This is a genomic window from Chelatococcus sp. KU-N122 (assembly GCF_055391085.1).
This window is the reverse complement of the sequence record NZ_AP043981.1, coordinates 5,605,408-5,628,015: the sequence shown is the minus strand read 5'-3', so window position 1 is coordinate 5,628,015 and position 22,608 is coordinate 5,605,408. Positions and strand designations below refer to the sequence as shown.

The following is a 22,608-nucleotide window of genomic DNA, read 5'->3' as shown; positions in this document are numbered from 1 at the left end:
GTGGCGGCCTTATAGCGACGCCCCGGTGGGCCGACAAGCGCGCTCGCCACTGACCGCGAGACTATTCGCGGCCCCGCAAACGCAGAGTGTAGCGGCGCGCCGTCTCGTCCCAAAGGCGAAGTGCTGCCTCGGACCGTCCCGCTCTACACTGGCTGCATCCGTGCGCCGAAGAGCGCCGATGACCAGGGAGGACGATGATGCCGAACCCCTTGACGCTTCCGGGCCTTGGCCTTTGTCTTGCGCTCGCCTGCCCCGCCTATGCAGACGACCTCGCCGGAACCTGGCTGTCGCAAACCGGAGAGACCCGGATTCGGATCGCTCCCTGCGGCGGCAGCTACTGCGGGACGATCGTCTGGACCCGCAGGGGCGGCACGGACGAGAAGAACCCGGACGCAACGAAGCGCAGCCGGAGCCTAGTCGGTGTGCAGATGATGTATGGTGTCAAGCCGGTCGGCGGCGGCGCCTATGCCGGCTCCCTCTACAACTACACCGACGGCAAGACCTACAGCGGCAAGATGAGGCCGAAGGGCGCGGGCGCACTGGAGCTGTCGGGCTGCGTGCTGGGCGGAATGATCTGCCGCAGCCAGACTTGGACGCGCGCCGACTAGAATAGGCTACGCGTCTTCGCGCAGCGCCTCCGCCACACGCGCCTCGAGAATCTGCGGGTTCTTGAGAACCAGTGCACCGCGGGTGCGCTCCACCAGCCCCTCCTGCGACATGGTGGTGAACTCGCGGGTCACCTGCTCGCGCCGACAACCGATGCGCGCCGCCAGCACATGATGGTAGGGCGGCGGGGTCACCACCCGCTCGTTGCCGTGGCCGGCACGTGGCAGGGAGAGCCGCAGCAACTCGGAATAGAGCCGATGCCGCAGGTCGAGCACCGAGTGCTCCATCAGCCTGGCATTGAGCTCGCGCACCCGTCCGGCGAGCAGCCGCATGATCCGCTCGGCCAGCGGCGGCGCCGTATAGATCATCTCGCGGAACACGTGCGCCGGCACGATGCACGCCTCGCCCCGCGTCAGCGCCGTCACGTTGGCCGACCGGCCGACGCCGTCGATCGCAGCCAGTTCGCCGAAGAACTGGCCGCCGCGCATCTCGCCCAGGATGATCTCCTTGCCCGCCTGGGTCCGGATCAGAATACGGACGTCGCCGCTGACGATGAAGAAGACGTCCGTCGACGTGTCCTCGAAGTCGACGAGGATCTCGTCGACGTCGAACTTGCGCCAATGGCAACGCTGCTCGAACGGCACCAGGTCGATACCTGCGTCCTTGAAAAACGGCACGCGCACCAGCGAAACCACGGCTTTGCCCCCCCTCGAGCATCGGCCCCGAACAGGCGCAACCGATCCTCGGACGCCTCCGACGCTCAGACAAACGGATGGCGTGCCGGCCCTGAATCCGCCAAAGCCCGCGCCGCCCTCGAAAAGGCATGCTTAGGCCCGGGATACGCAACGTCAAGCGGCTGTGCAGCCCGAGACCTTCCACCGCCGCGAATCGGGGGGCGACGGCGTGGAGAACAACGGCTGCGGCCGCGGCGAAGGGGGATTCCCACAGGCCGTTTCGCGCGAATCGGCGCGCGTGGGCGCGAATCGCCCATCCGATGTCCGCCCGCTCGACCATCGAACGAACGGCTTAGATCGAGATAAACTTGCGAACACGCCGCTGCGGCTGCCTGCATCGACGTGCAACGGACTGGACCCGGCGGCTTCCCGGCCAATAGCGCGTTGCCGTCAGCCAAGCCGGCGCCACCGACAAAGCTCCAGCGAAATCAACAAGGACCCCGATTATATGGTAACCTCGGAAGCGGACGTATTATATATCATTATTTTGAATCTATATCGCGTTTAATCAAAAACAACCTTATAAATCAGAGAAAAAAGACAAAAATCTCCCCGACGTCTCTCGACGCGCGCCTCACCCATAGGTCCCATGACCGTCCTAGGACCGATTTCGACAGTTCATGGTCTATCAGCCTCTTGTGACATCTTGCCGATGGCTGATAATGCCGACATGAAGGTGCTGATCGTCGATGACCATCCGGTGCTGCGTGAAGGACTTGCCGCGCTGTTGAGGCAGGCCGGGCCGGATACGGTCGTCTTGCAGGCGGGCGCTGCGTCCGAGGGGCTGCGACTGATCGAGGATCATGCGGATCTCGACATCGTCGTGCTCGATCTCGTCATGCCGGGAATGGCAGGGCTTCCGGTCATCGCCGCGTTTGGCCGGGCCCGCCCGGATCTGCCGGTGATCGTGCTCTCCTCCTCGGAGGATCCGCGCGACGCGCGCGGAGCGCTCGCCCAGGGGGCGCTCGGCTACGTGCCGAAATCGGCGAGCCAGAACACCTTGCTGTCGGCCATCAAGCTCGTTCTGAATGGCGACCTCTATGTACCGCCACTGATCCTGAACGAGGTGGCGGATGCGCGGCAGGCTCAATTGCTGCGGCGCAGCGGCACCGGTTCGGTCCTGACGGAGCGGCAGATCGAGGTGCTGCGCCGCCTGAGCGCCGGGCAGCCGAACAAGACCATCGCCCTGGAGCTCGACCTGTCCGAGAAGACGGTGAAGGCCCACATCACGGCGATCTTCAAGGCGCTGAACGTCGTGAACCGGACGCAGGCCGCAGCCGTCGGCCGGGAGGCGGGTCTCATCTGACGACGGCCGCACCCACGTCGTCGGCCTCCCGCGTCCCCGCGACCCCGATGAGATTCACGATGGCGGCACGCAGCCTGCTGTTGGAGACCGGCTTGTGGAGCAGCAGCAGCCCGCTCTGCTGCGCCTCGGCCAATCGGTCCGGCGCCGTGTCACCGGTGATCAGCATGGCCGGGATCGTCTCATTGTATTCCGAACGCAGCCGCTCGATGACGTCGATGCCGTTCTCCTCGTCGCGCAGCCGATAGTCGCAGATGATCAGGTCGGGGCGCACCGGCCAGGTCGAGAGGCGCTGCATGGCGTCGTCGCCCGAGCCTGCCGTGATGACCTCGTGCCCCCAGCCCGCGAGCAGGCTGGACATGCCCTCGCGGATCGCCACTTCGTCATCGATGACGACGACGAGGCCGGTCGCGAGCGCGCCGGCTTCGCTCTTCGGCACGGGCTCGACAGCGGCTCGCTGATCGGCGGCCAGCGGCATGGTGACTTCGAAACAGGAGCCGCGGCCGGGCTCGGAGCGCAACTTCAGCTGGCAGCCCAGGAGCAGCGTCAGCCGGCGCACGATGGCCAGCCCCAGGCCGAGGCCCTTGGCGCGGTCGCGCTCGGGATTGCCGAGCTGGTAGTACTCTTGGAATACGCGCTCCTGCTGATCCTCCGGGATGCCGGGCCCGGTATCCCATATCTGGACGGCGATGTGGTTGCCGCGCCGCCGGCAGCCGGCCACGACGCGGCCCTGCCGCGTGTGGCGGACGGCGTTCGAAACCAGGTTGCGCAGGATGCGCTCCATCAGCACGGGGTCTGCATCGACGACCGCCTCGCATGGCTTCCAGACGAGAGACACGGCCTTTGCCTCGGCCTCCTGCGCATGATCGCGGCAAATGCGCGCCAGGAACGGACCAATCGCAAACGGCCGGCGATGAATTTCGACGATCCCCGCATCCAGACGGGAAATGTCCAGAAGGGCGGAAAAGAGGCCGTCCATCGCCGTCGTCGACGCCTCGATCTGTTCCACCAGTTGCCGGCCTTCCGGCGGCAGGGCGGTGCGCCGCAGGGCGCCGACGAACAGTCCCAGCGCATGGATCGGCTGCCGCAGATCATGGCTCGCCGCCGCCAGGAAGGCGGATTTGGCCAGGCTCGCCTGCTCCGCGATCTCCTTCTGCCGACGCAGATCGACGGCCATTTGCTCGGTCTTGATCCGCAGGCTGACATTTTGCCGGAATGTCCGGCTCGTCGTGACGGCGAGCGCGCCGACGGCCCCGGTGAAGACGAACACCAGGATCGCGGCCGTCTGCTCCACCGGATCGTCCGCGCCAAGGCCGACGACGCCGTAGGGAACCGTCGCCGGCAGGAACAACGCGAAGAATGCCGGCAGGAACGGGCTGAACCCTGGGATGGCCCCGGCCGCGACTGCGAACGTCACCACATGGACCAGGAGGTCGATCTGGAAGCCACCGCTCGAGGGCAGCCACAGGCTGGCCCAGCCCCAGCCGATGCCCTCCGCCAGGCTGACCCAGGTGAAGCGATAGGCCCAGCGTCGCCAATCCATCACGGCCGGCGCCGCCCGCTCGTAGGCGCGGCACACGAGGATGTGAGCCGTCGCGCAGGCGGCGATGTAGCCGGCCCACGCAAGCCCCGTGAACGCTTCGACATGACCGAGCCGGTACAACGCGGCGGCAAGGATGGCGGCGCCCACCGCAGCGCCGATGACGCCGGGGGTGACGGCGCGATACAGGGCGGCAACCAGCTCGGCCGCGATCCGATCGTCGTGCGACGGCAACGGCTCGGTTGGAGCTTCAGGCAATTGGATCGCCCCCGCAGTGCCCGCCGTCCTGTGGTCCCGCCATGATCTGGCAGTCCATAGGCTCGCGTACCAGTTGCACGTCGCGGGCGATTGTACCGATCGCACCGGCATTTTGAAGCGACCCAAAGGTCCTGCGACGCGCCTCCGCCCCTCGCATCTGCGCGCCATGCCGGCGGTGCGCCGTGGGGCGGATGGTCGCCGACGCGCAGGCTTAGTCCGGCGCTCGACCTGATCGGAGCTACATGAAACGGCCGCTTATCGCTATCTCTCGTGTGCCAATTCCAGGATATTCGTCCGACTTGTCGGCAGCGCCGCTCTCGTCAGCTTTCTACGGCGCAGCATTGATTTGCCGATGCTCCGTTCGAGCAACAAGAACGAACGCCCTGCCTGCGTCGGCTCATCGGAGGCGAGGCGACGGCGGCGTCTTTATGGACGTGGCCAGCCCCAGGTCGTCCACGAGCGCCTCACCGTGCGGACCGAGGCGCTCGGCGGCCGGCGTCGGACTCCACCCGACCAGGAAGCGCCCTGGAGCATGTCTACCCGAGCAGGAAGCGCTCTAGCGGCGTAGCAGCGGGATGAACAGGACGCGGGCGTCGCTCCGCTGGCGGGCGGACGCATCGAGGACCGCGAGCGTGCCGCAGGCCAGCGCGATGATGACCAGCAGGAGGGCGGGCCGGGAAAGGTGACGGCGCATGTAAGTCACAACGAATCAACAGGTTATCCACAGCTTCACCACGCGGTTCGGGCGCGGCGGCGCTGCGGCGTGAAACCGGCAAGATTGCGGCGCCTTCGCGCAAAGATCGCGAAATGCCGCCGCGCCCGCTCCGGGCGCAGAAGAGCCACGCACGCCAAATGCAGGCGGCGCTTGCGCCGCGCCTGCGGTAGCGGCAAAAGCCGCCCATGCTCCATATCAACGACCTCACCTATCGGCTCGGACCGCGGGTCCTGTTCGACAGGGCGGGCGCTGCCATTCCGGATGGGGCGCGCGTCGGCCTGGTCGGCCGCAACGGCGCCGGCAAATCAACCCTGTTTCGTCTGCTGCTCGGCGACATCGCGTCGGAGGGCGGCAGCGTCTCCCTGCCCCGCCATCGCCGGATCGGCGCCGTCGCCCAGGAGGCACCGGGTGGGCCGGAAACGCTGCTGGAGGTCGTGCTCGCCGCCGACACGGAGCGGGCAGCGCTCATGGCCGAGGCAGAGACCACGGACGATCCCATGCGCCGGGCCGACATCGAGACGCGGCTGATCGACATCGGCGCCCATTCCGCCCCGGCGCGCGCCGCCGCCATCCTGCATGGGCTCGGCTTCGACGCGGCGGCGCAGGCGCGGCCGTGCGCATCGTTCTCCGGCGGCTGGCGCATGCGGGTCGCCCTCGCCGCCGTACTGTTCTCGGAACCGGACCTGCTGCTCCTCGACGAGCCGACCAACTACCTCGATATCGAAGGGACGCTCTGGCTCTACGACTTTCTAGGCCGCTACCGGCACACGGCGATCGTCATCAGCCACGATCGCGAGCTCCTTGACGAGGCGGTCGACCACATCCTGCATCTCGACCGCGGCAAGCTCACGCTCTACCGCGGCGGCTACACCTCGTTCGACCGCCAGCGACGCGAGAAGATGGCGCTGCAGGCGTCGGCCCGCAGCAAGCAGGAGGCCGAGCGCAAGCACCTGATGGCCTTCGTCGACCGCTTCCGGGCCAAGGCCACCAAGGCGAGACAGGCGCAGTCGCGGTTGAAGCGCCTGGAAAAGATGGAGCCGATCGCGGCGATGACCGACGAGGAGGTGCTGCCCTTCAACCTCCCGGCGCCCGCCCGCCCCCTGGCGCCGCCGCTGATTGCCATGGAGGCGGTCGTCGCCGGCTACGACGAGCGCATCGTGCTGCGTGGCCTGAATCTCAGCCTGTCGCCCGACGACCGCATCGCCCTGCTCGGCCAGAACGGCAACGGCAAGTCGACCTTCGCCAAGCTCCTGGCCGGGCGGCTCCAGCCGCTCTCGGGCGCCGTGACGCGGTCGGGCAAGCTCACGGTGGCCTATTTCGCCCAGCACCAGCTCGACGAGCTGGAGGCGGGCGCCACACCGTTCCAGCACGTGTCCGAGCGCATGCCGGGGGCCCCGGAAGCCAGGATCCGCGCCCGGGCGGCCCAGATGGGCTTTCCCGGACAGAAAGCCGACACCCCCGTGACCTCGCTCTCGGGCGGCGAGCGGGCGCGGCTGACCATGGGGCTTGCCGCCTTCGAGGGGCCGCATCTGCTCATCCTCGACGAGCCGACCAACCACCTCGACATCGACAGCCGCCAGGCGCTGATGGAGGCGATCAACGACTACCCGGGCGCCGTCATCCTCGTCAGCCACGACCGCTTCCTGGTCGAGGCTTGCGTCGAGCGCCTCTGGCTGGTCGCCGACGGCACCGTGCGCACCTTCGACGGCGACCTCGACGACTACCGCAAGCTGGTGCTGACCGGACCGACGCCGGAGCGGAGCGCCGCGACGGGCGGCAGCGAGCAGGCCGACCGGCGTCGCCAGACGGCCGAGCGGCGGCAGGCGCTGGCGCCGCTGCGCAAGCGGCTCGACGTGCTGAACGCGCGGATCGACAAGCTGAGCGCCGCCATCGACAAGGTCGACGCGGCGCTCGCCGACCCCGACACCTTTGCCAGGAACCCGGCGAAAGCCGCGGAGCTCTCCAAGATGCGCGCCGATGCGGCCCAGGCCCTGGCGGCCGCCGAGGACGAATGGCTGACGGTCTCCGGCGAGATCGAAGCCGCGAGCGCCTGAAACCGAGGTCGCCTATGGTATGGAGGCGGAACCCTCCGCCACATCCGATCGGGAGCGCGCTCCATGCACACGGTCACCGCGATCATCCGGACCAAGCCCGGCGCCGAGCAGGCGATGCGCGATGCGCTGCTTGCCGTCGCGGCCCACGCGCGGGCCAACGAGCCCGGGACGGTCGGTTATTTCATCAGCCAGGACAGCGGCGATCCGTGCGTCTTTACGACCTATGAGCGCTACGCCGACCAGGCCGCGATGGACAGCCACAACGGATCCGACGTTGTCGCCCGCTTCTTCGCGATGGCGGCACCGCTGCTCGATGGGGCGGTGACGCTGGTCATGGGCACCGAGCCGCCGGCCGCCGATTGAGCGGCCACCCGGCGCCGCCGCGACGGCTCAGTCCACCACGCGCGTGAGCTTGTTGTCGGTGAACATGTAGAGCTTCTTGCCCGCGGGCTCCTGGTAGAGCACCTGCACCTCGCGCTGGCCCTTGCCGCTTTCGCCGACGAGCACGTCGGTCGGCTGCCCCTTCAGGGCGACCAGCTCACACTCGGTCATGCCGATCTCGACGCTGTGCGTCCGCTGCGCCAGGGCAGCGGGACTGACGTTGAGGTCGGCCGTGCAGCGCCCGTCCGCTCCGATCACCGGCTCGGTGGTGCCGACGTGGGCAGCGACCGACTTGTCGTTGCCGAAGGCGAAGCCATCCATATCGAAGGAACAGCCGCCCAGGCCGGCGACGAGCAACACGGCGGGCAGCCATCCAAGGCTGGAGCGGCCGCCGCGCGGGCGGAAGCGATTCGGGCGCGCGGACCAGCGCTTGGTCAGATCAGTCACGCAACGTTCCATTGGGGCGCTGAGCGCCCTCATCGGCCGACGGCTGATAGAGCCGCCTCACCGCCTCGCGGAAGAGCGAGCGCGATCCGTCCCTCGAATAGAACATATGGCCACCGGGGAATACCTCGAATTGAACGCGGTCGGGCGCGCCGATCTGGGGCAGTTGGGCGAGCGCCAGCTTGGACTCGAAATAGGGCGTCACCAGATCGGTGAAACCGTGCACGGTCAGAACCTTGAGCTTCTCGTCGAGCGCCAGGGCGGACCTGAGATCGCTCAGCACCTCCGGCACGCTCAACCCGCCGCCCCAGTTCCAGGCCCGGTTCACCTCGTCGCTGAGCAGGTTATAGCGGGCATCGGGCTTCCAGTTGAGCGTGCGCGACAGATAGTCCACTGCGGCACTCGTGAGTGGCGCCGTCGATCCCTCCAGGATCGGGTCCTCGTAGCGCGTGCGCGCGTCGTTCGGATATGGATCGGGGCTGGACACCAGGACGTCGTAGCTGCTGCCGACCCGGTTGCTGCCGCGGTAGAACTCGCGCGCGAAGGTGCGCGCGTCGATGCGCCCCCCCAGGCGCTCGACCAGGCTGCGGTCGAGGCCCGTGAGCTCGGTCACCCGATCGACGATGCGGCCGACGGCGTCCTTGTCGCGGGGACCGCGCACCAGATCGGCCAGATAGTCGCTGCCGGCGTAGCGCTCGGCGGCGGCCACGGCGGCGGGACTGAACTTGCCGTCGCGCTCCAGCTTGGCGGCCGCCATGGAGGGCAGCAGCGCCGCCGTCGTCAGCAGCTTGGTCGGGCCGTCCGTGAGCAGCGAGAAATCGAGCACCGGCGACAGCATGATGAGCCCGGAGACCCCCACGCCATCGTTGGTCTGCAGCAGGCTGGCGATCTTGGGCAGCCGGAAGCCGCCGTAGCTCTCGCCGACGAGATACTTGGGCGACATCAGCCGGTCATTGCGCGCCAGGTATTTGGCGACGATGCGGGACAGTGAGCGCGCGTCCCCATCGACCGACCAGAACTGCTTGCGCAGCTCCTCGCTGGGCTCGGCGAAGCGGCTGAAGCCGGTGCCCACCGGATCGACGAAGACGAGGTCGGTGAAGTCGAGCCAGGTGTCGGCATTGTCCACCAGCGCCGGCGTGCCGGAGGGCGTGTCGCCCTGGCTGCCGAAGGGCAGGCGTTTCGGGCCGAGCGAGCCCAGATGCAGGTAGGCCGACGAGGCACCCGGGCCGCCGTTGAAGGCGAAGGTGATCGGCCGCCGCTCGGCGGGCTCGCCGTCGAGCACATAGGCGACGTAGGCGATCTCGGCGAGCAGCTTGCCCTTGGGATCGACGAGCGGAAGACTGCCGGCGGTCGCCGTATAGCGCAGGGTCCGCCCCGGCAGCTTCAGCTCGTGGTGGGTGACGGAATCAGCGGGCAGCCGGTCCGATGCGGCCGGCGCGCGCTCGGACGTTTGCTCCGGACCGGGGCGCCTGGGAGGAGGCCCGTCACGGCCCTCGGCCGCGGCCAGGGGGACAATGGCCAGCCAGGCGACCAGGAAACATGCAGACGACGAGTAGCTCATGGGGCGCCCATCTGCCGGTCAAAGAAGTCCGTATTGTGAATCGCGGGACCGCCGCCGGGATGCGGAGGCGACGTTATGCCTTCCGGCCCCAGCGTCCGTCCTCGTCCTGCTGCCAGTAGGTCGCATCGGCGCCGGCCGCCTTGACGCGGCGCCAGTCGGAGCGGGCGGCGGCGAGCGCGTCCTCGTCGTTGCCGTCGAAGATCAGCACGACGCGCTCATAGCCGTCGAGCGCTTCGGAGGCGCTCGCTCCAGCGACAACAAAGCGCACGCTGGCGCCGTTCGGATTGACCGGTCCGCTCGCCAGCACGATCGGCTGATCGGCCGCGTCGGACTCCCGCATCGTGCCGTGCGGCAGGAAGCTGTCGTCCGTATAGGTCCACAAATGGTCGTCCAGGGCCGCGAGCCGATCCTCGTCGCCGACGTCGACGACGACGCGCCAGCCGCGTGCGATGCTCTTCTGCAGCAGCGTCGGCAGCACCGTCTCCAACGGCTGCCGCTGCAGGTGGTAGAACAGCACCTCGGTCATCGTTGCCGGGTCATATGCTGGAAAAGTCGCCGCCGCGGCCCTTGCCCGCGGCGAACCGCGCCGCGCCGGCAGCCCCTTCCCGCTCCACCATCGTGGCAGACGTCTGCCACTCGATTCGCAGCGCCTCTTCCACCTCATGGTCCCACTGGGCGTAGGCGGAGGCGCGATCGGCCCGCATGCAGGCCTGCGGGAAGCGGGCGAGCTGGTGGGCCAACTCCTCGGCCGCCGGCCGCGCTTGCCCGCGCGGCACGACGCGGTTGGCAAGGCCGATGGCCAACGCCTCCTCCGCTTCCACCTTGCGGCCGGTGAGGATCAGGTCGAGCGCCCGGCCCTGCCCGACGATGCGCGGCAGCCGCACGGTGCCGCCGTCGATCAGCGGTACGCCCCAACGCCGGCAGTAGACGCCGAAATAGGCGTCCTCCTCCATCACCCGCAGGTCGCACCACAGCGCCAGCTCCATGCCTCCGGCAACCGCAGGCCCCGCCACGGCGGCGATCACCGGTTTGCTGAGCGCCAGCCGGCTCGGCCCCATGGGCCCGCGGGAGTTGCGCTCGCCCACCTTGAAGTCCATGTGCGCCAGCGGGTTGTCCACGCCGACGCGGCCGGCGGCCTGCTTCAGGTCCCAGCCAGCGCAGAAGACCCCGCCGGCACCGAAGAACACCGCGACCGACGCCTCCGGATCGCGATCGAAGGCGAGGAACGCCTCGTAGAGCGCGATCGCGTGCTCGTCGTTCATCGCATTGCGTGCCTCCGGGCGCGCATGGATGATGGTGGTGACGGGCCCGTCCCTCTCGACCGTGACCGGCATCGTTCCCTCCCTTGTCCCGAGGCGCGGCCCCCGCGCGGCCGTTCAGCCCTCGTAGTTGTCCTTCACCAGCCGATCGAGCAGGCGCACGCCCCAGCCTGGCCCCCAGGACTGATTGATGTCGCTCGCCGGTACGCCCATGGCCGTGCCGGCAATGTCCAGGTGGGCCCAGGGCGTCTTCTCGACGAAGCGCTGCAGGAACTGGGCGGCGGTGATCGAGCCGCCGTTGCGCCCGCCGGTGTTCTTCATGTCGGCGAACTTGGAATCGATCAGCTTGTCGTAGGCCTTGCCGAGCGGCATGCGCCACACCGTCTCGCCGGTGGCCGTCCCGGCGGCGACGAGACGCTCGGCCAGGGTGTCGTCGTTGGAGAACAGCCCGGCATGCTCGTGCCCGAGCGACACGATGATGGCGCCGGTCAGGGTGGCGAGGTCGACCATGAACTTGGGCTCGAACCGGTCGTGCACGTACCAGAGCACGTCGGCGAGCACGAGCCGGCCTTCGGCATCGGTATTGATGATCTCGATGGTCTGGCCGGACATGGAGGTGACGATGTCGCCGGGCCGCTGCGCATTGCCGTCCGGCATGTTCTCGACCAGGCCGATGGCGCCGACGACGTTGACCTTGGCCTTGCGGCTGGCGAGCGCGTGCATCAGGCCGACGACGCACGCCGCCCCGCCCATGTCGCCCTTCATGTCCTCCATGCCGGCGCCCGGCTTGATCGAGATGCCGCCGCTGTCGAAGCATACGCCCTTGCCGATGAAGGCGACCGGGCTATCGCCGTCGCGGCCGCCGTTCCAGCGCATGACGACGACGCGGGCCTCACGCTTGGACCCCTGCGCGACCCCCAGCAGCGCCCGCATGCCGAGCTTCTTGAGCTGCTTCTCGTCGAGCACGTCGACATCGACGCCGAGCTTCTCGAGCTGCGCGGCGCGGTCGGCGAACTCCTCCGGATGCAGGACGTTCGGCGGCTCGTTGATCAGATCGCGCGCCATCACCACCCCGGACGCAACCGCGTCGCGGGCGCGGGCGCGCTTCTTGGTTTCGCTGGGGTCCGCCACCAGGACCGTCACGCGCGCGGGTGGGCCGCCGGCATCGGCGTCGTCGCCCTTCTTGGTCTTGTAGCGGTCGAACTTGTAGGCGCGCAGCCGCAGCCCCAGGCTAAAGTCGGCCGCCGCCGATTCGTTCGCCGCCTCGGGCTCGCCTTCGCCTCCGGCGGCCGGCAGAGCGAAGATCACGGTCGCGGCACGGCCCGCAGTGAGCTTGCCCATCACCGCCCCGCCGAGCATCACATAATCCAGCTTGGCGCGGTCGTCCTTGCCGCCGACGCCAACGACGATCAGCCTGTCCACCTCGAGCCCGGCGGGCGCCGCCAGCACCAGCGCGCTGCGGGACTTGCCCTTGAACCGTTCGACCTCGGCTGCCCGGCGCAGCAGGGGCTGTGCCGCCGGGCCCAGAAGCTGTTCGGCTGCCGGCGGCAGTTCGAGCCCCTCTCCTACGAAGGCAACCACATCGCCTCCCTGGACCCGCTCGAAGCCCTTGAACTCCACTTTCACTCGCTCGCTCATGCCGACCTCGACCCCCACCCGCTCGAATCCGGGGCACATCGTTGTCATATAGCACCAGTCGCAGGGAAAACGTCTGCAAAGGGCGCCTTGAAAGTGCCTTCGTCACCCGCCAGCGGTAGCGTGGCATGTTATCGTGCGTTGCAGCGGAGCGGCGGCAGCGCACCGGCAGGAATCATGTATGTCGTTGATCGAACGATACATTTTTAGGAATGTCTTCGTCAGCTTCGCGGGGTGCCTGCTGGCCCTCACGTTGGTCATCTGGATCACCGAGGCGCTCAAGCAGATGGATCTGCTCACCGGCAAGGGGCAGACGATCATCGTGTTCTTCACCGTGACGGCGCTGTCCCTGCCGGCGCTCATCACCGTGATCGCGCCGGTCGCGCTGTTCATCGGCACCACCTACGCGCTGAACAAGCTCAACGGAGATTCGGAGCTGATCGTGATGAGTGCGGCAGGCGTTCCACCGGCGCGCCTGCTGCGCCCGTTCGCCATGACGGCGCTCATCGTCGCGGCCATCGTCGGCTGGATGACCGTCTGGCTCATGCCCAACAGCTTTCAGGGCCTGCGCGACCTGGTCACCAAGATCCGCGCGGATTTTGTCGCTAACATCGTCAAGGAAGGGCAGTTCACGACGCTCGATTCCGGCGTCACCTTCCACTACCGCGAGCGCTCGGGCGATACGCTGCTCGGCATCTTTTTCCAGGACCGCCGCGAGAAGGGCAAGACGGTGGTCTATCTGGCCGAGCGCGGACAGACCGTCGACTTCGACGGGCAGAGCTACCTCGTGCTGGAGAAGGGCAACATCCAGCGCCAGGACGGCGAGCACGACGGCGCCATCGTGGCCTTCGACCGCTATGCCATCGATCTCTCCGCCTTCGGCCAGGACGGCGGCGACATCGTCTACAAGCCGCGCGAGCGCTCCACCGGCGATCTGCTGTTCCCGGATACCGGCGACGCCTACTACAAGATGCAGGCCGGGCGCTTCCGGGCCGAGCTGCACGATCGTTTCGCCGCTCCGCTCTATCCAATCGCCTTCATGCTGATCGCCTTCGCGGCGCTCGGCGAGGCGCGCACCACGCGTCAGGGACGCGGCGTCGCCATGGCGCTTGCCGTCGTCGGCGTCGTGGCCGTGCGCGTCATCGGCTTTGCGGCGTCCAGCGCCGCCGTGCGCTCACCGTTCGCCGTCCTCGCGATCTATGCAGCGCCGCTGCTCGCGTGCGGGCTGTCGCTACTGGTGATCTTCTACGGCCCGATGGTGAGCGCATGGCTGGGGCGGGTCGATTCGCTGCGGCTGCGGCTCATGGAGCGGTTCGCGCCGCTGCGGCTGAGGCGCGCCTGATGCTGATCGGGCCCACCCTCGGCCGCTATCTGTCCCTGCGCTTCGTCCGCACGATCTTTGCCGTCTTCGGCACGGTGTTCGCCCTCATCTACACGCTCGATTTCGTCGAGCTGATGCGACGGGCGGGCGATGCGCCAGGCGCGTCGTCGTCGATGATGGCGATTCTTGCGCTGTTCCGCACGCCGAGCGTGGCCGAGCAGGTGCTGCCGTTCGCCATCCTGTTCGGCGCCATGGCCGCGCTGCTCAACCTGAGCCGCAAGCTGGAGCTCGTGGTGGCGCGTGCGGCCGGCGTGTCGGCCTGGGAATTCCTGCAGCCCGGCGTGTTCGTGGCCGCCGCCATCGGTGTCTTCTCGATCACCGCCTATAATCCGCTATCGGCTTTCCTGAAGCAGCAGGCGTCCTCGATGGAGGCGCGCATCTTCGCCAAGAGCCAGAAGTTCGAGCCGGACAAGGAGCAATGGCTGCGTCAGCACAGCGTCGATGGCCAGGCGATCATCCGCGCCGACCAGGTGGTGGAGAACTCCACCACGCTCAATCGGGTGACCTTCTTCATGTTCGATCAGGCGGGATCGTTCCGCGAGCGAATCGAGGCCAAGAGCGCCACCCTGCGCGAAGGCTACTGGGAGCTGGAGGACGCGCGCGTCATCTCGCCCGGCGAGGAGCCCCAGAGCTTCGGCAGCTACCTGGTGGCCAGCGGCCTGGAGCCGGACCAAGTGCGGCAATCGTTCACACCGCCCGAGAGCGTGCCTTTCTGGCAACTGCCGGCCGTTATCGAACGGACGCAGAAAGCAGGGCTCGACGCGACGCGGTATCGTCTGCAATGGGATGTGCTGGTGGCGCGGCCGCTCCTCTTCGTCGCCATGGTGTTCGTTGCGGCATCCGTTTCCTTAAGGTTTTTCCGATTTGGTGGCGTTGCCAAGATGGTTCTGAGTGGAGTGGTCGCCGGGTTCATGCTTTATGTCGCGACGGAGCTCATGCAGGATTTGGGCGGTTCCGGTCTGATCGGCCCGGCTGTCGCAGCTTGGTTCCCTGCCGTGGTCGGCAGTTTGCTGGGTACGCTCGCCCTCCTCTATCAGGAGGACGGCTAACGATGATCCGCGAAGCGGGCTTGGGCGGAACAACGGTATGAGACGGACCATCGGCACGGTCGCCAGCGTTGCGATCGCGGCAGCGTTGCTGTCCGCGGCGCTACCGTCTGTGGCTTCGGCGCAGACCCTGAATGACGCTCTGCAGGCCAAGACCAACAAGGCCGGCGAGAAGGACAAGCTGCTCGTCGAGGCGGGCCAGATCGTCTACAACGACGACAAGAACACCGTGTCGGCGATCGGCGACGTGCAGCTCCACTATCAGGGGCGCACCTTGCAGGCCGACGAGGTCATCTACGACCGCAACACCAAGCGAGTCTTCGCCACGGGCAACGCTCGCATCACCGAGACCGACGGCACCGTGGTGACCGGCGATCGGTTCGAGCTCACCGACGATTTCAAGGACGGCTTCATCGACTCGCTGCGCGTGAAGCGCACGGCGGTCATGGGCGGCAAGCAGGTGACGACACGCTTTGCGGCGCCACGCGCCGAGCGCACCGGCGGCGAGACGATGGTGTTCGAGAAGGGCACGTATACGGCGTGCGAGCCCTGCGCCGAGCATCCCGAGCGCCCGCCGCTCTGGCAGGTGCGCGCCGCCAAGATCATCCACAACAATACCGAGCGGATGATCTACTACGAGGACGCCACCATCGAGTTCGCGGGCATTCCGCTCGCCTATATCCCGTACATCTCGTCGCCTGACCCCACGGTCAAGCGCAAGACGGGCTTCCTGGCGCCTCACTATCTGGTGTCGAGCGCGCTCGGCTACGGCGTCGGGCTGCCCTATTTCATCGACATCGCGCCGAACATGGACCTGACGCTGACGCCCACCGTGCTGACGCGGCAGGGCTTCCTCGGCGAGGTGGAGTGGCGGCACCGGCTGCTCAACGGCAGCTACAACATCCGCGCCGCCGGCATCTTCCAGAACGACATGGACGCGTTCCTGGCCTCGCCGCTCGGCCCGGGCGACGAACGTTTCCGCGGCTCGATCGAGTCCGCCGGACGCTTCTTCATCAACCAGCAATGGCAGTGGGGCTGGGACATCGCTGCCATGACCGACAAGTGGTTCTTCCAGAACTACAAAATCAAGTCGGAGAGCATCTCCAGCACCTATTTCCGCGAGTCGACCTCGACGCTCTTCCTGACCGGCAAGAGCGACACGGGCTTTTTCGACGTGCGCGGCTACTACTTCAAGGGCCTGTCGAGCACCGACTGGCAGAAGCAGCAGCCCGTCGTCCATCCGGTGCTGGACTACGACAAGCGCATTGCCGGCCCCTCGTGGCTCGGCGGCGAGGTCACGGTCAACGCCAACTTCACCAGCCTGACGCGCGACCAGGCCTATTTCCAGCAGACCCCGGTCCCGCTCAACAACTACCTGGGCTACTACGGCAACTGCACGCATTTCGTGAAGGGCCAGTGCATCATGCAGGGCGTGGCGGGCACCTACTCCCGCGCCACGGCCGAGGTGAGCTGGCGCCGCACCTTCATCGACCCGCTGGGCCAGACCTGGACGCCGTTCGCCTCGTTCCGCATGGACGGCACCTGGCTGAAGGCCGACACCACCGGCCCGCTCAACCAGTATGTGCCGAACTTCGTCGACACGAACGCGGACGTGCTTGGCCGCGTCATGCCGGCGGTCGGCCTGGAGTACCGCTACCCACTGGTCAACGTCACCAACGGGTTCGGCACGCACACGATCGAGCCCATCGGTCAGATCATCGTGCGGCCCAACGAGACCCGTATCGGCAGCCTCCCCAACGAGGACTCGCAGAGCCTGGTGTTCGACGACACGACGATCTTCGAGTGGAACAAGTTCTCCGGCTACGATCGTGTCGAAGGCGGCGTGCGGGCCAACTACGGCGCCAAGTACACCATCACCAGCGACAAGGGCGGCTACGCCGATCTCCTGTTCGGCCAGTCATACCAGGTCGCCGGCAAGAACTCCTTCGAGCAGGGCTACAACGATCCGTCCAACACCGGCCTCGATTCGGGACTGGACAAGCGTGCGTCGGATTACGTCTGGCGCGTCCACATGGCGCCCGACCCGATGTACTCGGTCACGGCGCGCGGCCGCTTCGATCAGGAGACGTTCGCGCTCAAGCGGCTGGAGGTCTCGTCCAACCTCAACTTCGGCAAGCTGAGCACCTCCATCACCTACGGGCGTTATGCGGCGCAGCCTGATCTGGCGATCCCCACCCGCCGCGAGGGCCTGCTCACCTCGGCAGCCTACAATATCACCCCGAACTGGACGCTCACCGGGTCGGTCCTGTTCGATCTGAACGGCAACAAGAACAACACCTACAACTTCAGCGCCAACCCCGTGGCGAGCAACTACCTGCGCACGCCCTTCGGCAACATCGCCTCGACCTCGGTCGGCGCCATGTACAAGGACGAGTGCACGACGTTCGCCGTCACCTATTCCAACACCTACAACGACCCGACCACGGGTATCCGCGGCAACAACCAGACGATCCTGGTCCGCCTCGAGCTGGCGACGTTCGGCGCCGCCCAGCTCAGCCAGAACATCGGCTCGTCGTCGACGCAGGACGGCGTCGCCCAGTGACGGGCTCACCTGCGTCGGCGCCGCCGCTGGCGCTGACCATGGGCGACCCGGCGGGAATCGGCCCCGAGATCGCCGTCAAGGCGTGGGCGGCCCGCCACGATGCAGGCGTCCCCAGCTTCGTGCTGCTGGCCGATCCGGCGCTGATCGAGCGGAGGGCCAAGACGTGCGGGCTGACCGCGCCGATCGCGGTCGTCCACGGCCCGGAGGATGCGGTCGCGGCGTTCGGCGACGCGCTACCGATGCTGCCGCTCAGCCAGGCCGTCGACAGCGAGCCGGGCCGCCCGACGGCGGCGACGGCCGCTGCCACCATCGAGGCGATCGAGCGCGCCGTCGCCCTGGCCGGCGCCGGCCGCGTCGCTGCCGTCGTCACCAATCCCATCGCCAAGCATGTCCTCTACGCGGCCGGCTTTCGCCACCCCGGGCATACCGAGTTCCTGGCGCATCTGGCCGCCCCCGCCGGCGCCCCCCCGCCCCGCCCGGTGATGATGCTGTGGTCGGAAACCCTCGCGGTCGTGCCGGTTACGATCCACGTGCCTCTGCGCACCGTGCCGGAGCTGCTCACGACGGAGCTCATCGTCGAGACCGGACGCATCGTCGCCCGCGAGCTCGCGGCGCGCTTCCGCGTGCCCTCCCCGCGCCTGGCCGTCGCCGGGCTCAATCCGCATGCGGGGGAGAATGGCGCGTTGGGCACGGAAGATGCGGCGGTGATCAGGCCAGCCGTCGACGCGTTGCGTAGTGAGGGCATCGACGCAACCGGCCCGCTGCCGGCCGACACGCTGTTCCACGCGCGCGCGCGCCAGCGCTATGATGCGGCGCTGTGCATGTACCATGACCAAGCGCTGATCCCGATCAAGACCCTGGCCTTCGACGACGGCGTGAACGTGACACTGGGCTTGCCCTTCGTGCGGACGTCACCCGACCACGGCACCGCCTTCGATATCGCCGGACGCGGCATCGCCCGGCCCGATAGCCTGATCGCGGCGCTCCGCCTGGCGCATCGCCTCACCCAGCCGTGATCGACGACCTGCCGCCGCTGCGCGACGTGGTCGCCGCCCATGGCCTGGCGCCCAAGAAGTCGCTCGGCCAGAATTTCCTGTTCGACCTCAACCTGACGGCCCGCATCGCCCGGGCCGCCGGACCGCTCGACGGCGTGACCGTGGTGGAGGTCGGCCCTGGCCCGGGCGGGCTGACCCGCGCCCTGCTGAGTTGCGGGGCGGAGCGGGTTGTCGCCATCGAGCGTGACGCCCGCTGCCGGCCGGCGCTCGAGCAGATCGCCGCGCGCTATCCCGGCCGGCTCGACACGATCGATGCCGATGCCATGGGTGTCGATATCGCCGACGCGGTCGGGCCGGACGCCGGCCCCGTACGCATCGTCGCCAACCTTCCCTACAATGTCGGCACCGCCCTCCTCATCGGCTGGATCACGTCCGAGCAGTGGCCGCCACGCTGGGACCAGCTCACGCTGATGTTTCAAAAGGAGGTCGCGCTGAGGATCGTGGCCGACGAGCGAAGGCCAGCCGACTACGGCCGTCTCGGCGTTCTGTGCGGGTGGCGGACGGAGGCATCGATCCTGTTCGACGTGGCAGCCTCGGCTTTCGTTCCTCCGCCGAAGGTCACCTCGTCGATCGTCCGGCTGGTCCCGAGGCCTGCGCCGGCGCCATGCCGCCTCGGCGCTCTGGAGGCCGTCACGCAAGCGGCCTTCGGCCAGCGTCGCAAGATGCTCCGGCAGAGCCTGAAATCGCTTCGGTCCGACCCGCTGATGCTGATCGAAGCGGCCGGTCTCGACCCGACCGCCCGGGCCGAGACCGTCCCCGTCGCCGGCTTCGTGCGGCTCGCCCGCGCGCTCGACGGGCAGACCGCCTGAACGCTCAGATCTGCTCGGCCAGCAACTGCTCGACGAACGGCGCAAGGCCGACCTGCCGTTCGCGCTTCTGGCGCTCCGCCCTGAGGATCGCCAGCAGATCCTCGAACGTCTCGTCGAGGTCGTGGTTGCGCAACACGTATTGATATGTGCTCCACCGGGCGATCTCGTCCCGGGCTGCCGCGAGCCGGCCGGCAATGACCGCAGGCGTATCCTCGGCGCGGCGCTCGAGCCGCGCCTTGAGCTCCGCCATCGACGGCGGCAAGATGAAGACGGTCACCGCATCATTGGGCATCTTCTCCACGACTTGCAGCGTGCCTTGCCAGTCCACGTCGAAAATCATGTCCTGGCCCGAGGCCAGGCTCTGCTCGACCGCCCGACGCGGGGTGCCGTAGAGGTTGCCGTGCACCTCGGCCCATTCGAGGAACTCGCCCCGGTCCCGCTGAGCGAGGAAGTCCTCTCGCTCCATGAAAAAATAGTGGACCTTGTCGACCTCCGACACGCGCCGCGGCCGCGTAGTGGCCGATATCGATAGCCGCAGATTGAGCTCCGGTCGCTGCGCGAGCAGGCGGGTGAGCGTCGTCTTGCCCGCGCCCGACGGTGACGAGAGGATGAGGATCAGCCCCCGCCGGGAGAGCGGGGCCGAGGGATGGGCAGCACTCATCGGCCTTACTCGACGTTCTGGACCTGTTCGCGAAACTGCTCCACGACGCTCTTCAGCTCGAGGCCGATGGCGGACAGCGACACGTCGTTGGCCTTGGCGCACAGGGTATTGGCCTCGCGCGAGAACTCCTGGGCGAGGAAGTCCAGCCGCCGCCCGACGGCGCCGCCCTCGGCCAGCAGCACGCGGGCGGCCGCGACATGGGTGACGAGCCGATCGATCTCCTCGCGCACGTCGGCCTTGGTCGCCAGCAGCACGGCCTCCTGATGGAGGCGTTGCGGGTCGAGCGTCGTCGAGGCGTCCGTGAGGGCTGCGATCTGTTCGGCGAGCTTGGCGCGGATGGCCTCCGGCCGACGCGCCGGACACTGATCGGCGGCCTGCGCCAGATCTTGGATGCGCCCCAACTGGCCATCGAGCAGGGATTGCAGCGCCTTGCCCTCCGCTTCGCGCGCCGCAGCCAGGGCCGCCACCGCCCGCAGGGCATCCCCGGTCAGAGCCGCCGCGACGCCGGACGATGTTTCTTCGTCGATATCGACGGTTTCCACGACACCCCGCACCGACAGAAGCCCGTCCAAGGTCAACGGTCCGACGCCGTCCGGAACATCGATCTTGGTGAAGGCTTCGAGGATCGCCTGAGCCGCGGCGGTATTGACACGGACGCGGGCGCCGGTCTCGGACACGGACAGCGTGAGCGCGACTTGGCAGTTGCCGCGGCGGATCGCCTTGCCGATCGCCTGGCGCACCTCCTCGCCGACGGCCTCGTAACCGGTCGGCACGCGCAGACGGATATCCAGGGCGCGGGCGTTGACCGTCTTCAGCTCCCACACCCAGCGGTACGGGCCCGCCGCTCCCGCTTCCCGAGCAAACCCTGTCATGCTCGCGATGGCCATCAGCTTTACCGCCTTCCCTGTCCGTCAACCGCGCTTCAAGTGCTGCCAGAGCGGCCGCCGCCCGATGGCGTCGGAGCGTCCGCTCCCGCTCTTTGTCTTAGCATCGGAAACCTGCGCGTGCGTTGGCGTCCAATGCGGTCGGGCTCGCGCCGCGCGACGCGCTGCCGACGACGTCATGGCCGCCGACATTATGGCCAAGCTTGCCACGGCCGTTCGTGAGCCGACCCGGCGACGCGCAGGGAGCCAACGGCTCAGCGCAGCTTCGGAACCGTTTGCGTCGAGTTCAAGTCGTAGGTCTTGTTGCGCAGCGGATCCAGCTTGGTGCCCTCGGAGGCATCGAAGGCGCGGGGGCGCGCCACTTTCGCGGCCAGCGAGCCGTCATCGGACGGGTCGCCGGCGGCGCCCGCCGACAGGGAACCGGGCGCTGCGGCCCCGCCGGGCGAGCCGGCCGGACCCGCCGGGGCCAGGTTCGGGGGCGGTGCCGGCGGCGGCGCTGTCCGGTCGACGCTGTCGTTCGTGTCGTTGGTCTTGCGTGCGGCCTCGATCTGCCGCCAGCGGCCGACGTTGCGATTGTGCTGATCCAGCGTCTCGGAGAAGACGTGCCCACCCGTCCCGTCGGCGACGAAGAAGACTTCCTTGGTGCGCGATGGGTTGGCAACCGCTTCGAGCGCAGCCCGGCCCGGATTGGCGATCGGCCCCGGCGGCAGGCCGTCGATGACGTAGGTGTTGTAGGGCGTCGGCCGGGTGATTTCGTTGCGCTGGATAGGCCGCCCCAAGGTGCCTTTGCCCCCGGCCAGCCCATAGACGATGGTGGGGTCGGATTGCAGACGCATCCTCTTCTGCAGCCGATTGATGAAGACGCCGGCGACACGCGGCCGCTCGTCGGCCCGTCCGGTCTCCTTCTCCACGATCGAAGCCAGGGTCACCAGTTCCTCCGGCGACTTGATCGGAAGATCCGGCGACCTGCGCGCCCACACTTCGGCCAGCACACGCTTGCTGTCCGCGCGCATGCGGTCGATCAGCTGCTGGCGCGGCGTGCCGCGCGGAATCTTGTACGTCTCCGGCAACAGCGTCCCCTCTCGCGGGGTCTCCTTGATCGTCCCCGTCAGCAGGTCGGATTCCATCAGCCTGCCGACGACCTGCTCACTGGTGAGCCCCTCGGGAATGGTCAAGGTGTGGAGGACGGACTTGCCGGCGATCAGGGTGTCCATCACATCGCGCAGGCTGGCGTTCTGCTTGAACAGATATTCGCCGGCCTTGATCTCGTCACTGGTGCCGAACAGGTGCAGGCCGAGCATGAACAGGGTCGGCTGCGCGATCACCCCCTCGCGCGCCAGCGTATCGGTCACCGCCTGCGAGCCGCCCTTGACGATGACGACCTTGTCGGACTGGAGCGGACCGGGCGCGCGGAACTCGTTCTTCAGGACGTAGAAGCCGCCGGCAATGGCAATCGAGGCGAATACGAAGAAGGTGAGGAAGTTGCTCGCCAGATGGACCAGACCGCTGCGCTCCCGTTGCGGGGTCGGCGGCGGCGGCGGAACGGATTCCGGCCGGATCGCATCGGATGGGCTTTTCAGCGAGCGGATGCGCGACCCTCGTTCCTTCTTGGGCGCGCTGCCGCTATCGGACTTGTCGAATGGGTCGGTCATGCTGGGTCTGGTCGAAACCGCTCCTGCTGGCGCCGAACACGATTCAGGTCGGCTCGAGCGCAGCTCG

At 67.9% G+C, this 22,608-nt stretch carries 20 protein-coding genes; 9 read left to right on the top strand and 11 right to left on the bottom strand.

The window, feature by feature from the left end:
• The first annotated feature begins 197 nt into the window (after positions 1-197).
• Positions 198-608, top strand: coding sequence for a DUF2147 domain-containing protein (locus ACZ5PO_RS25340; protein WP_464184752.1), 411 nt, complete (start codon positions 198-200; stop codon positions 606-608).
• A gap of 6 nt (positions 609-614) precedes the next feature.
• On the opposite strand, the gene ACZ5PO_RS25335 is transcribed toward ACZ5PO_RS25340, so the two are convergent.
• Positions 615-1,292, bottom strand: coding sequence for a Crp/Fnr family transcriptional regulator (locus tag ACZ5PO_RS25335; RefSeq protein ID WP_464197040.1), 678 nt, complete (start codon positions 1,290-1,292; stop codon positions 615-617).
• A 700-nt stretch (positions 1,293-1,992) separates the two neighbouring features.
• Here ACZ5PO_RS25335 and ACZ5PO_RS25330 point away from each other — a divergent pair.
• Entirely contained in the window at positions 1,993-2,646 is a 654-nt protein-coding gene (locus tag ACZ5PO_RS25330) for a response regulator (protein ID WP_464184750.1), read from the top strand.
• Here ACZ5PO_RS25330 and ACZ5PO_RS25325 read toward each other — a convergent pair.
• Together ACZ5PO_RS25325 and ACZ5PO_RS25320 are read right to left on the bottom strand one after the other, a co-directional pair.
• Complete coding sequence (locus ACZ5PO_RS25325; protein ID WP_464184748.1) at positions 2,639-4,441, bottom strand: ATP-binding response regulator; 1,803 nt, start codon at positions 4,439-4,441, stop codon at positions 2,639-2,641. The genes ACZ5PO_RS25330 and ACZ5PO_RS25325 overlap by 8 nt on opposite strands.
• Before the next feature lie 556 nt (positions 4,442-4,997).
• Positions 4,998-5,135, bottom strand: coding sequence for a hypothetical protein (locus tag ACZ5PO_RS25320; protein WP_464184746.1), 138 nt, complete (start codon positions 5,133-5,135; stop codon positions 4,998-5,000).
• A gap of 206 nt (positions 5,136-5,341) precedes the next feature.
• On the opposite strand from ACZ5PO_RS25320, the gene ACZ5PO_RS25315 reads away from it, so the two are divergent.
• Together ACZ5PO_RS25315 and ACZ5PO_RS25310 are read left to right on the top strand one after the other, a co-directional pair.
• Positions 5,342-7,210, top strand: a complete 1,869-nt coding sequence (locus tag ACZ5PO_RS25315) for an ABC-F family ATP-binding cassette domain-containing protein (RefSeq protein WP_464184745.1) — start codon at positions 5,342-5,344, stop codon at positions 7,208-7,210.
• Positions 7,211-7,273: 63 nt separating this feature from the next.
• A complete protein-coding gene (locus ACZ5PO_RS25310; RefSeq protein ID WP_464184744.1) occupies positions 7,274-7,573 on the top strand; it encodes a putative quinol monooxygenase in 300 nt (99 codons plus the stop codon).
• A 27-nt stretch (positions 7,574-7,600) separates the two neighbouring features.
• Here the strand turns inward: ACZ5PO_RS25310 and ACZ5PO_RS25305 are convergent, their stop codons facing one another.
• From ACZ5PO_RS25305 to ACZ5PO_RS25285, 5 genes are all read right to left on the bottom strand, one after another.
• The gene (locus ACZ5PO_RS25305) at positions 7,601-8,038 is read right to left on the bottom strand and encodes a hypothetical protein (protein ID WP_464184742.1); all 438 of its coding nucleotides are present in this window, start codon (positions 8,036-8,038) and stop codon (positions 7,601-7,603) included.
• Positions 8,031-9,596, bottom strand: a complete 1,566-nt coding sequence (locus ACZ5PO_RS25300) for a S10 family peptidase (protein WP_464184740.1) — start codon at positions 9,594-9,596, stop codon at positions 8,031-8,033. Before ACZ5PO_RS25300 ends, ACZ5PO_RS25305 begins: the two co-directional genes overlap by 8 nt.
• Before the next feature lie 73 nt (positions 9,597-9,669).
• Positions 9,670-10,122, bottom strand: a complete 453-nt coding sequence (locus tag ACZ5PO_RS25295) for a DNA polymerase III subunit chi (RefSeq protein ID WP_464184739.1) — start codon at positions 10,120-10,122, stop codon at positions 9,670-9,672.
• Between the two features lie 10 nt (positions 10,123-10,132).
• Positions 10,133-10,930, bottom strand: a complete 798-nt coding sequence (locus ACZ5PO_RS25290) for a crotonase/enoyl-CoA hydratase family protein (RefSeq protein ID WP_464184738.1) — start codon at positions 10,928-10,930, stop codon at positions 10,133-10,135.
• A 42-nt stretch (positions 10,931-10,972) separates the two neighbouring features.
• The gene (locus ACZ5PO_RS25285; protein ID WP_464184736.1) at positions 10,973-12,493 is read right to left on the bottom strand and encodes a leucyl aminopeptidase; all 1,521 of its coding nucleotides are present in this window, start codon (positions 12,491-12,493) and stop codon (positions 10,973-10,975) included.
• Between the two features lie 178 nt (positions 12,494-12,671).
• Here ACZ5PO_RS25285 and lptF point away from each other — a divergent pair, with 178 nt between their 5' ends.
• From lptF to rsmA, 5 genes are read left to right on the top strand one after another with little or no spacing between them, the layout of a single operon-like run.
• Positions 12,672-13,832: an LPS export ABC transporter permease LptF gene (gene lptF / locus ACZ5PO_RS25280; RefSeq protein ID WP_464184735.1), complete on the top strand. Its 1,161-nt coding sequence runs from the start codon at positions 12,672-12,674 to the stop codon at positions 13,830-13,832.
• Positions 13,832-14,920, top strand: coding sequence for an LPS export ABC transporter permease LptG (gene lptG / locus ACZ5PO_RS25275; protein WP_464184733.1), 1,089 nt, complete (start codon positions 13,832-13,834; stop codon positions 14,918-14,920). Before lptF ends, lptG begins: the two co-directional genes overlap by 1 nt.
• Positions 14,921-14,957: 37 nt before the next feature.
• On the top strand, positions 14,958-17,480 hold the full coding sequence (locus tag ACZ5PO_RS25270; RefSeq protein WP_464184732.1) for an LPS-assembly protein LptD: 2,523 nt from the start codon (positions 14,958-14,960) through the stop codon (positions 17,478-17,480).
• Positions 17,481-17,518: 38 nt separating this feature from the next.
• Complete coding sequence (gene pdxA, locus ACZ5PO_RS25265) at positions 17,519-18,496, top strand: 4-hydroxythreonine-4-phosphate dehydrogenase PdxA (protein WP_464197038.1); 978 nt, start codon at positions 17,519-17,521, stop codon at positions 18,494-18,496.
• Positions 18,493-19,344, top strand: a complete 852-nt coding sequence (rsmA, locus tag ACZ5PO_RS25260) for a 16S rRNA (adenine(1518)-N(6)/adenine(1519)-N(6))-dimethyltransferase RsmA (protein WP_464184731.1) — start codon at positions 18,493-18,495, stop codon at positions 19,342-19,344. Before pdxA ends, rsmA begins: the two co-directional genes overlap by 4 nt.
• 4 nt (positions 19,345-19,348) lie before the next feature.
• On the opposite strand, the gene gmk is transcribed toward rsmA, so the two are convergent.
• The 3 genes from gmk to mltG all read right to left on the bottom strand — a co-directional run bounded on the left by gmk (position 19,349) and on the right by mltG (position 22,541).
• The gene (gene gmk, locus ACZ5PO_RS25255) at positions 19,349-20,005 is read right to left on the bottom strand and encodes a guanylate kinase (RefSeq protein ID WP_464184730.1); all 657 of its coding nucleotides are present in this window, start codon (positions 20,003-20,005) and stop codon (positions 19,349-19,351) included.
• 5 nt (positions 20,006-20,010) lie between these two features.
• The gene (locus tag ACZ5PO_RS25250) at positions 20,011-20,892 is read right to left on the bottom strand and encodes a YicC/YloC family endoribonuclease (protein ID WP_464184728.1); all 882 of its coding nucleotides are present in this window, start codon (positions 20,890-20,892) and stop codon (positions 20,011-20,013) included.
• Between the two features lie 251 nt (positions 20,893-21,143).
• The gene (gene mltG / locus ACZ5PO_RS25245; protein ID WP_464184727.1) at positions 21,144-22,541 is read right to left on the bottom strand and encodes an endolytic transglycosylase MltG; all 1,398 of its coding nucleotides are present in this window, start codon (positions 22,539-22,541) and stop codon (positions 21,144-21,146) included.
• Positions 22,542-22,608: the final 67 nt, after the last annotated feature.

Coding starts and splice junctions, on each gene's coding strand:
- ACZ5PO_RS25340 (WP_464184752.1), top strand. CDS start 198: ATGCCGAACCCCTTGACGCTTCCGGGCCTTGGCCTTTGTCTTGCGCTC.
- ACZ5PO_RS25330 (WP_464184750.1), top strand. CDS start 1,993: ATGGCTGATAATGCCGACATGAAGGTGCTGATCGTCGATGACCATCCG.
- ACZ5PO_RS25320 (WP_464184746.1), bottom strand. CDS start 5,135: ATGCGCCGTCACCTTTCCCGGCCCGCCCTCCTGCTGGTCATCATCGCG.
- ACZ5PO_RS25315 (WP_464184745.1), top strand. CDS start 5,342: ATGCTCCATATCAACGACCTCACCTATCGGCTCGGACCGCGGGTCCTG.
- ACZ5PO_RS25310 (WP_464184744.1), top strand. CDS start 7,274: ATGCACACGGTCACCGCGATCATCCGGACCAAGCCCGGCGCCGAGCAG.
- ACZ5PO_RS25300 (WP_464184740.1), bottom strand. CDS start 9,596: ATGAGCTACTCGTCGTCTGCATGTTTCCTGGTCGCCTGGCTGGCCATT.
- ACZ5PO_RS25295 (WP_464184739.1), bottom strand. CDS start 10,122: ATGACCGAGGTGCTGTTCTACCACCTGCAGCGGCAGCCGTTGGAGACG.
- ACZ5PO_RS25290 (WP_464184738.1), bottom strand. CDS start 10,930: ATGCCGGTCACGGTCGAGAGGGACGGGCCCGTCACCACCATCATCCAT.
- ACZ5PO_RS25285 (WP_464184736.1), bottom strand. CDS start 12,493: ATGAGCGAGCGAGTGAAAGTGGAGTTCAAGGGCTTCGAGCGGGTCCAG.
- lptF (WP_464184735.1), top strand. CDS start 12,672: ATGTCGTTGATCGAACGATACATTTTTAGGAATGTCTTCGTCAGCTTC.
- lptG (WP_464184733.1), top strand. CDS start 13,832: ATGCTGATCGGGCCCACCCTCGGCCGCTATCTGTCCCTGCGCTTCGTC.
- ACZ5PO_RS25270 (WP_464184732.1), top strand. CDS start 14,958: ATGAGACGGACCATCGGCACGGTCGCCAGCGTTGCGATCGCGGCAGCG.
- pdxA (WP_464197038.1), top strand. CDS start 17,519: ATGGGCGACCCGGCGGGAATCGGCCCCGAGATCGCCGTCAAGGCGTGG.
- gmk (WP_464184730.1), bottom strand. CDS start 20,005: ATGAGTGCTGCCCATCCCTCGGCCCCGCTCTCCCGGCGGGGGCTGATC.
- ACZ5PO_RS25250 (WP_464184728.1), bottom strand. CDS start 20,892: ATGGCCATCGCGAGCATGACAGGGTTTGCTCGGGAAGCGGGAGCGGCG.
- mltG (WP_464184727.1), bottom strand. CDS start 22,541: ATGACCGACCCATTCGACAAGTCCGATAGCGGCAGCGCGCCCAAGAAG.